At 53.5% G+C, this 9,711-nt stretch carries 8 protein-coding genes and 1 tRNA gene; 4 read left to right on the top strand and 5 right to left on the bottom strand.

From position 1 onward, the window contains the following. Positions 1–1,756 (top strand): methyl-accepting chemotaxis protein (locus ACTTKG_RS01590; protein ID WP_442672509.1); only part of this gene is annotated, 1,756 nt, incomplete at its 5' end. Between the two features lie 87 nt (positions 1,757–1,843). On the opposite strand, the gene ACTTKG_RS01585 is transcribed toward ACTTKG_RS01590, so the two are convergent. The 4 genes from ACTTKG_RS01585 to ACTTKG_RS01570 are packed head-to-tail and all read right to left on the bottom strand — an operon-like array spanning position 1,844 to position 5,473. Beyond that, complete coding sequence (locus ACTTKG_RS01585; RefSeq protein WP_442672508.1) at positions 1,844–3,172, bottom strand: MATE family efflux transporter; 1,329 nt, start codon at positions 3,170–3,172, stop codon at positions 1,844–1,846. Between the two features lie 60 nt (positions 3,173–3,232). Next, entirely contained in the window at positions 3,233–3,493 is a 261-nt protein-coding gene (locus ACTTKG_RS01580; protein WP_298591536.1) for a Txe/YoeB family addiction module toxin, read from the bottom strand. After that, positions 3,490–3,759: a type II toxin-antitoxin system RelB/DinJ family antitoxin gene (locus tag ACTTKG_RS01575; RefSeq protein WP_442672507.1), complete on the bottom strand. Its 270-nt coding sequence runs from the start codon at positions 3,757–3,759 to the stop codon at positions 3,490–3,492. Before ACTTKG_RS01575 ends, ACTTKG_RS01580 begins: the two co-directional genes overlap by 4 nt. Positions 3,760–3,814: 55 nt before the next feature. Then, positions 3,815–5,473 (bottom strand): DUF4153 domain-containing protein, encoded by a 1,659-nt coding sequence (locus ACTTKG_RS01570; protein ID WP_442672506.1) that lies wholly within the window; start codon positions 5,471–5,473, stop codon positions 3,815–3,817. A gap of 172 nt (positions 5,474–5,645) precedes the next feature. On the opposite strand from ACTTKG_RS01570, the gene uraA reads away from it, so the two are divergent. Next, positions 5,646–6,905 (top strand): uracil permease, encoded by a 1,260-nt coding sequence (gene uraA, locus ACTTKG_RS01565; protein WP_442672505.1) that lies wholly within the window; start codon positions 5,646–5,648, stop codon positions 6,903–6,905. 56 nt (positions 6,906–6,961) lie between these two features. Here the strand turns inward: uraA and ACTTKG_RS01560 are convergent, their stop codons facing one another. Then, a complete protein-coding gene (locus tag ACTTKG_RS01560) occupies positions 6,962–8,317 on the bottom strand; it encodes a sodium-dependent transporter (protein WP_442672504.1) in 1,356 nt (451 codons plus the stop codon). A gap of 309 nt (positions 8,318–8,626) precedes the next feature. Here ACTTKG_RS01560 and ACTTKG_RS01555 point away from each other — a divergent pair. Both ACTTKG_RS01555 and ACTTKG_RS01550 read left to right on the top strand, forming a co-directional pair. Next, a tRNA-Leu gene (locus ACTTKG_RS01555) sits at positions 8,627–8,714 on the top strand. 189 nt (positions 8,715–8,903) lie between these two features. Beyond that, on the top strand, positions 8,904–9,689 hold the full coding sequence (locus ACTTKG_RS01550) for a tRNA 2-thiocytidine biosynthesis TtcA family protein (protein WP_442672503.1): 786 nt from the start codon (positions 8,904–8,906) through the stop codon (positions 9,687–9,689). Positions 9,690–9,711 lie beyond the last annotated feature (22 nt).

The following is a 9,711-nucleotide window of genomic DNA, read 5'->3' as shown; positions in this document are numbered from 1 at the left end:
ATGGGATGCGAAACTGCCCTCGCACGAGGACATGCAGACGACGGCGAACTATTTCGCCAACAAAAACGGCATCGGGGATTTCTTCATCGGCTTCCCGAACCAGCCCTTCATTGACGGTGCCGACAAGACCTCAGACCCCACCTTCGACGCGACAGGACGCGCCTGGTACAAGGATGCAGCAAGCTCTCAGGACGTCATGATCTCGAAGATCTACCTGACCAAGACCGACCACAAGCCCGTCGTGAGCCTCAGTTCGGCGTTTCGCCAAAACGGTCAAGTCGCAGGCGTCGCAGGCGTCGATCTGTCGCTCGACGCCGTGAAGGATTTCGTCTCCGCCATCAAGGTTGGGAAAACAGGCGGCGCCTTCCTCCTCAACGAGGACGGCAACTTCATTTCTCACAAGTCAAAGCCGATCGACGACACGATCTTCGACCAGAAGGAAAATGCCGAAGCGATCAAAGCCTTCTTCCAAGGCAAACCGACCATCGCCTCTTGGAGCGAAAACGGCACGACGATGCTCTTCGCTTCCGCCCCTGTCGGCGATACGGGATGGGTGCTGGTACTCGAAGTGCCGAAATCGGAGATCCTCGACCCGATCATTAATATGGGCGCGATCGTTGCCGTCATCATCCTCCTCTCGATCGCTGTGCTCATCTCCATCATCCTCTACATCACGCGCTCGATTGCGACGCCGATCACAGAACTCGGCAAGATTGCCGAGCAAGTGGCAGAAGGCAATTTGTCGCACAAATTCAGCGACACGGATCGTCGGGATGAAATCGGCAGACTTCATCAGAGCTTTGCCAAGATGTCCAAGAACCTGCACGACCTCGTGCAGCGCTCCCTCAAGGCTGCCGATCAGCTCGCCACATCTTCCGAAGAGCTGACCTCGTCGGCAGGTCAGTCCGCCAACGCTTCACAAAGTGCGGCGGAAGCCGTGACCCATATCGCCCAGAGTGCGCAGCAGCAAAATGACATCGTCGACCGCTCCATCGACTCCGTCAACGCGATGTCCGACGAAATGGGCAAGGTCGTCAATGTCATCCACGATGTCGCCTCATCCGCCGCCGAGACGCACAAAGCGACGACGGAAGGTCAGAGCGGACTTCACGTCGCCGTCGAGGGCATGGAAACCATCAACGGCAGCACAAAAGAGGTCGCCGATGCCGTCAACTCCCTCTACGAAGGATCGAAGCGCATAGCCGAAATCGTCGAGATGATCACCCAGATCGCCAGCCAGACGAATCTCCTTGCCTTGAATGCCGCCATCGAGGCTGCACGCGCCGGCGAATCGGGCAAGGGATTCGCCGTCGTCGCCGAAGAGGTGCGAAAGCTCGCCGAGCAGTCAGAAACGGCGGCGCAGCAGATCACAACGCTCATCACGGAGAACTCTTCCCAGATCGAGCGCACATTCTCCATCATGCAGCAGCAAAAGGATCGCGTCAGCGAGGGCGTCACGCAGGTCAACGAAGCGGGCAAGAAGTTCGACCGCATCGCCGAACTCGTGCAGGGGCTTTCCGAGCGCGTCAAGAGCATCGAGACTTTGACGCAGCGTGTACGCCAAGACAGCACACAGACCGTTTCCTCCGTACAGGAAATCAAGAATGCCTCAAACGACGTGCGCAAGGAAGCGGAAAACGTCTCCGCCGTCTCCGAAGAGCAGGCGGCATCGACGCAGGAAATCGCCGCCGCGAGCCAGACGCTGTCGCAGCTCGCCCACGAACTGAAAGAGACCGTCGGCCGCTTCCACGTCTGACCTTTCCAACCTCCGAAGAATACGAAAAAGCTCGGTCGAGATTCGCTTTCGACCGAGCTTTTTTCGTACAAAGAATCCTGTTTTTCTCTACGTCAGGCGCATCACCTTCAGATGTTTCAAATAGAATCGATACAAAAGATAGAGGAACATCGACGTCACCGCCCAGCTGATCGGATAAATAATCATGAGCGTCTCAAACGTCGGATGGTGCGGAAATACGAGCCAGACCCACGAAAGACGCACGCCGCAAATGCAGACGAGCGTAACGACAGCCGGCATCAGCGAGTAGCCGTAACCGCGCATCGAGCCGGAGAAGATGTCGATGAATACGGCGAATATCTCGGGCACGACGACATAGACGATGCGTATGACGCCGATCTCGATGACGGCGGGATCGGCGTTGAATATGCGCAGCAGCGAACGCATGAAGCAGAGGATGAGCGCTCCGAGAACGAGCATGGCGACGATATTCAGACGAAGACTCCAGCGCGTGACCTCACGGCAGCGCGGCAAGTTGCCCGCGCCGTAATTCTGACTGACGAAGGTCGTGCACGCCTGCTGAAACGCTGCGATCACACAATACATATTGATCTCAATCGTAAATGCCGCCGCCGACGCCGCCATGACCTCTGCGCCGAGACTGTTCAAAGCCGCCTGAATGACGAGATTGGCAAAGCAAAAAACCATGCCCTGCACGGCGGCAGGCAAACCGATAACGAAGATGCGCTTCGTATGATGACGGCGCATACGCAGGAGGCGAACATCGAGGCGCAGAACACCCTCTTCGCGGCGCAAAGCGCGAATGAGCATGAAAGCCGCCACGAGATACGAAAGCACGGTGCCCCACGCCACGCCGTCAACACCCATGCCAAAAAGATGCACGAAGCCGAGGTCAAGAAAGATGTTGAGCACGCTCGCCGCCAAGAGCGCGATGAGCGGCGTACCCGTATCGCCGTGACTTCGGAGGATCGCCGAAGCGAAATTGTAGACGCTCATAAACGGCATACCGAAAAGAAAGACGCGCAGATACAGGGTCGCCATAGGCAAAACGGCATCAGGCACGTCGAGCAGCGAAAGCAGCGGCGCAGCAAAAAACTCGCCCAGCAAAGTCACACTTACGCCTGCAAGGAGCGACAGCACGAGCGACGTATGGACGGCGCGGCTCGCCTCTGCAAGCCGCCGCGCGCCGATGTACTGCGCGATGACGACATTGGCTCCGAGAGAAAGCCCCAGAAAAAGCGTCACGATCAGACCGACAATCGGCACATTGTTGCCGACCGCCGCCATCGCCTCCGTACTGACGAAACGCCCGAGCACAGCGACATCTGCCGCATTGAACATCTGCTCCAAAATGCCCGTCAGAGCGATGGGCAAGGCAAAGACGATGATCTTGTCCCAAAGCGAACCTTCGAGCATATTGATTTCTCTTCGATGAATCCCCAGCAAAAAACTTCCTTCTTCCTTTACTCTTCTCCGTCAATCATCATAGTGTTCCTTACATTGCAAAATCTCCAAGTTCTGACCACGAATCCGAAACACCAGGCGATTCATTTTATCAATGCGCCGACTGTACCAACCGCCCTTGATATACTTCAACGGCTCTGCTTTACCAATTCCCTGCGTGCCGTTGCGCTGAATATCCTTGATTAAGGAGTTTATGCGCTTCAGCGTCTTTTTATCCTCGTTCTGCCAATCGATATAATCCGCCCATGCTTCCTCATCCCATGAAATAATCATACATCATCGCCTTCAATGATGTCATGAACCACATTTTTTCCCGCTTCCATTCGCTCTGCAGCTGCGCGGAGATGGCGTATATTCTCCTCACTGTAAAAATGGTCGCCTGCCGATACGCGAAACGGTATGGCACGGTCTTTGACCAAACGCTTGAGAAAAATCGTCATGGCAGATGACATGGTCAAGCCCATTTCCTCACAGACAATTTCCGCCTGCTTTTTAAGTTCCGGATTCATACGAACAGTAAACGTAGCATTTGCTGCCATAGAATCAGCTCCTTTCACTACAATTATACAACAGAATATAAACATTGTTAACCATTTAGCGCTTCAGAAGTACACCTGTGATATACGCCTTGATGTCTTCTCTGTCCCTGTCCCTACGAACGGACAAATTGACATCCCGCAGCCAAAGGCAAGTGTTTTCATCTATATCGATCCTAAGCTCCCGCGTGAATTTGCCCGTTCCTCTCGCATCCTCCTTGTGCGCGTATGCCAAAAGCTCCTTGAGATACACAGAAACATCGACTCGCTCCTTTGTTCCGTCGCCCTTATCCACAAAAATCACGCCGTCCTCCACAGCAGGATTGTCAATCCAATAAGCTTTCTTCCAACCCTCTACAGGAATGCAGACAGGATTTTCCGCTTGGAACTCGAACCATTCGGCAGTTTTTTCCCTCTTCTGCCTGCCACGCAATTTCGCAAGCACCTCACGCATACCCGACGTTTCAAGAAACGTCGTTTTCTGCTGCTCCGTCAAATACTTCGAAGCGCTCAAGAGTTTGTCACACTCGTCCGGCGAAAGATCGGGGTTTTCCACGACCGCGCCATTTTGCAGCATATCATTTTCCAGAAGCACGCGCCAAAGACGGGCTTCCTGCGTGCGAAGCGGCACATCGACGATATTGAGCGGCGTCAGCGTGAACACGGCGACAGCGATTGCCAAGACGAGAAACGCCGGACGCGGCGAACGGCGAAAGAAGGCACGCATGAGCAAAAAAATGCCGAACATCGTACAGAGGATTGACGTATAGCGTAGCACCGTCAGGCCGTACGGCTCAACTCGCTGCCAAACAGCGACAGCCTGCACCGCAAGGATCGGCAGAAAGAGCAAAAGACCCCAGCGCAGGAAACGCTGCAGCAGCGAATAGCGCGCATCATTCGCAAAGCAGAAGAAAAACACGCTGAAGGCTAAAAGAGCCAACGAAGAGAACCAATTCATCATGCCGACGGGGATCTCCCATGCATAGATGATCTTTGCCACATAAAGATAGAGAATAGCGAGCAAGAGCAGATAGACCGGCCAAAGCACGCGCACGAGGAGCGCACGAAAGAGCGCGGGAGTCTCCGTCGTCTTCCCCCGATCAGGCAGGCTAGCGAGAAAGATCTGCACCGCGATGAAAAGATAGGAAAATTCCACCATGAGGAAATGTAGCATCGCCTGCAGTCGAAATTCCAAAGAAAAAATCAGCGAATCGAATGCTGTCAAGCAGATACCCAGAGATATGAGCAAAAGTGTGCCGACAAGCCATGCCTTAGAGATTGCAAAAAACACGGCAAGTGGCGGATTCTCGCCTTCGTTCTGCGGCTCAAGGCAGAAAAGACCGACAGAAGCAAAAACAAGCGTCGGCCCTGCCGTCTTGAGCAGAATATAGGAATCCGTCCAATCATGTCCCTGCACAAGAATGAAGAAAAACACAAATACGACAACCGTCAGCAGTGCCTCGAAGCCATGCCGCTCCTGTCCGCGCCTCTCCAAGAATAACCGCAGGGCGACAGCAAAGATGCAGCCGATCGCCGCCGCTGCCGCCGCACAGCCAATTTCCTCCGTATACCAATCTTGCATCTCATACACATGGCAGTACGTAAGCACACCCACGCAAACAAACAGTACAACATCAAGAATCATCGCTGTGCGAAAGCGCCGATAGCCGCCCTGCACCGACCGGCAGAGCCTCTGTCCCATGTCCTTTACGCCCATACCTGCACCTCCACCATCACCACCCTATCCCTTCTTTGCCTATTCGCCTTCCGTTTCATTCTTTCCTGCTGTACTCACATTCCAAAAGCATCCGACGAGAATCCATTAGACAAAGCGTTCATTCTGTGCTAAATTCTACTTTGGTATAACTATCTTTCAAAGGAGTATTGCTATGACACAAAGAACCATTGCCCCTGAGGAGCGGCTGCCGCTCATCCAAACGATTCCGCTTTCCCTGCAGCATCTCTTTGCCATGTTCGGCTCGACGGTACTCGTGCCGATCCTCTTTCAGATCAATCCGGCGACCGTCCTTCTCTTCAACGGCATCGGCACGCTCTTTTATCTGATTCTCTGCAAGGGCAAGATTCCCGCCTACCTCGGCTCAAGCTTCGCCTTCCTCTCGCCCGTCTTCCTCGTCCTCTCCGACTACAGCTACGAAGCGGCGCTCGGCGGCTTCATCGTCGTCGGCGCCGTATTCTGCCTCGTGAGCTTCATCATTCACACTGTCGGCACAGGCTGGATCGACGTGATCTTTCCCCCCGCTTCGATGGGGGCGATCGTCGCTGTCATCGGACTTGAGCTCATGCCGACGGCGGCAAAGATGGCAGGGCTGACCGATGCCGATACCGCCCCTACGGTCGTATTCGTTTCCGTTGCGACGCTCGCCGTCACAATCTTCGCATCTATGGCGTTTCGCGGATTCCTCGCAATCATCCCGATCCTCATCGGCGTCATCTCCGGCTACATCATCGCTTATTGCGCGGGCATCGTTGACCTCTCATCCGTCGAGAGCGCACCGTGGTTTGCCATTCCGACGATCTATACACCGCAGTTCGAGCTTGGCGCCGTCCTCATCATACTGCCCGCTTCCATCGTCGTCATCGTCGAGCACATCGGGCATCTGATCGTGACGAACAACATCGTAGGACGCAACCTCACGAAAGATCCGGGACTCGACCGCTCGCTTCTCGGCAACGGCATATCAACGATCTTTTCCGGCTTCTTCGGCTCGACGCCAAACACAACCTATGGCGAGAACATCGGCGTCCTCGCCATCACCAAAGTCTACTCGACATGGGTCATCGGCGGCGCTGCCGTCTTTGCCATCGTACTTTCGTGCCTCGGCAAGCTCGCGGCGCTCATCCAGAGCATCCCCACCCCCGTCATGGGCGGCGTTTCCATGCTTCTTTTCGGCGTCATCGCCGCCTCCGGCATCCGCATCCTCGTCGAATCCAAAGTCGATTACGGCAAACCCGCCAATCTCCTTCTGACATCCATCGTCATGGGAGTCGGCGTATCGACGGCAAGTCTCACGATCGGCGCCGTAACGCTCAAAGGCATGTCTCTCGCGACCGTCATCGCCATCATTCTCTCACTCTCCTTCCGCCTCATCTTTCGCCTGCGTCACCAAAAAGACACAGATAACGGCTAACAAAAAAAAGAACCCGCTGCAGCGTCGGGTTCTTTTTCTTTGCTCGCATTTGCTTTTCACAGCAATCCCATTACGAGAATCGCGCCAACGACGAGCGGCAGAACATAAGCAAAGTAACTGCGCGCCCACGGGGGAAGCTTCATGCCGCTCCCCAGATTCGCCTCTTCATAGAACTTCTCCCAACCCCAGCCAAAGCGGTGCATCGTGTAGAGTACGAACACGAGCGAACCGCCGGGCAGCAAAATATTGCTCACGATGAAATCCTCCAGATCGAGGAAGCTGCTCTCCCCGCCCATCGGATGAACGCCTGCAAGAATATTGAAACCTAAAGCGCATGGCAGCGACAACAGAAGAATCGCCGCGCCATTGATAAGACCTGTTTTCTTGCGGCTCCATCCCGTCAAATCCATCGTACACGCCATGATATTTTCAAAGACAGCAAGCACCGTAGAAAACGCTGCAAATGTCATGAAAAGGAAAAACAGACTGCCCCAGAGAACGCCGCCCGCCATGTGGTTGAAAATATTCGGCAGCGTGATGAAGATCAATCCCGGTCCGCTGTCCGGCTCAACGCCGTAGGCGAAACATGCAGGGATAATGATGAGACCCGACGTGATAGCAACGAAGGTATCGAGAAGAGCGACATTGACCGACTCGCCGAGAAGCGCATGATCCTTCGGGATGTAGCTGCCGAAGATCGCCATAGCGCCGATGCCGAGACTCAGCGTAAAAAACGCCTGATTCATCGCCGCAACAATGACGTTCGTGAAGCCGATCTCCTCCATCTTCGCGATGTCAGGGCGCAGATAGAAGGAGATGCCCTCAGCCGCACCGTCGAGAAACAAACTGTTTACGGCGAGCACGACCATGATGACGAGCAGGAGTACCATCATCCCCTTCGTCACACGCTCCAAGCCCGACTGCAAACCATGCGAACAGATGATAAAGCCGCTGATGACAACGATCGTCATCGGCACGACCTGCAAGATCGGATCGCCGAGCATCGAGCCGAAAGCCGCGCCGATCTCCTTCGGAGAAAGTCCGGAAAACGCGCCGCACGCTGTCTGATAGAAGTAAAGAAGCATCCAGCCCGCGACCGTCGTATAAAACATCATGAGCATAATGCAGCCGAGCCAACAGGCATAGCCGTGCCAATGCCAGCCCCACTTCTCCGATGTAAGTCTCTGATACATGCGAACGGGGCTGCGCCGCGCTGCACGGCCAAGGGAAAACTCCATCGTCATGACGGGGATGCCAAGCACGATGAGAAAAAAGAGATAGAGCAGCACAAAAGCGCCGCCCCCGTTCTGCCCGACGAGATAAGGAAACTTCCAGACATTACCGATGCCGATCGCGCAGCCGGCACTGAGGAGAATAAAGCCGAAGCGGCTCTTGAGCGTTTCTCGCGCCATGAATCAAACCTCCTGCAAATTAAGTATAATGAAAAGCACAGCCAAAGCAAACGCTGTGCTTTTCATTATATCATAAGGGACAAAACTGTAAAGCAGTAAACTTCAAAATAATCGCGCGCACCGTCGCCTGTGCAAAAATCCTGCATAAACTTTCAGGGCATACAGAAGCCTAGGAAAGCGCTGATAAAATGAAGTCGCCTAGAATTGCACAGATGCGCTGTATCTAAAGCCTTGACTCCTTAGTTTTTCATAGCAAGGTATTGACAAAATCTTTTTGGAATGATATCATTGCATACGTTGACACAATGTGCCGAAGTGGCGGAATTGGCAGACGCACTTGACTCAAAATCAAGCGTAGTTACCCTACGTGCCGGTTCGAGTCCGGCCTTCGGCACCATAGAATTTTTAGGGCTTCCGAGCGTTTTGCTTGAAAGCCTTTTTCTTTTACTTTTTTATTTTGACAGCTTCTATATTTTCCCTTATAGCCCCCGCCATTCTGTCGATACAAAGAAAACACGCCCCAAGATCTTGAGGCGCGGCATCCGTTCCTCAAGGATTATAGAAATAAGCAAAAGGAGCACCTGACATGAACCATCTGCCACAACTTTATTTCAGTAAACTCATGCGCGCTGTCGTAGAGTTTCAGCTCATCGAGGAAGAGGATCATATCTTGGTCGGCATTTCCGGCGGCAAGGACAGTATATTTTTGACTTATGCACTTGCGATCCTGCAAAAGCGCCTAAAGAAGAAATTTTCGCTTCATGCTTTGACGATTGATCCGCAGTTCACAAAGGATTTTCCTGTCGAACGTATCGCTTCGTTCTGTAAAGACCTTTCGATTCCTTTCGAAGCCGTTTCCGTGAATATTGCCGACACGATCGAACATACGCCGGAGAAGAATCCATGCTTTACTTGTGCTTTTTTCCGGCGCGGTGCGATCAATCGCTACGCGAAGGAGCATGGATGTAATAAAGTAGCCTATGCCCATCACCACGACGATGCTGTAGAAACTTTTCTTATGAGCCTTTTATATTCGGGCCAAATTCATACATTTACGCCAAAGACCTATCTGGATCGGTCGGATATTACGGTGATCCGTCCGCTCGTCTATTTTCGTGAGGCGGAGATTCGCGACGCGATTGCAATACATGGGTTTACTCCTATTCCCTCTCCATGCCCGCTCGATGGCACGACGATGCGTCAGGATGTAAAGGATCTGATCTCTCGTTGGGAGAAAAAAGATCCGCAAATTTATCATCATCTGGCTGCCGCCATGCGGGAAAATGCTGTCGGGGAACTTTGGCCTAAGGCGCAGACGCGAGATGAGATGCTCGAAACATACCGCGCTTACAAGAAAAAATCCTGCACTTGAGGAATCACGGATACATGCAGCG

The sequence above is a fragment of the Selenomonas sp. genome (genome assembly GCF_052169755.1).
Taxonomy (GTDB): domain Bacteria; phylum Bacillota; class Negativicutes; order Selenomonadales; family Selenomonadaceae; genus Selenomonas.
This window is presented reverse-complemented; position numbering and strand designations above follow the sequence as displayed.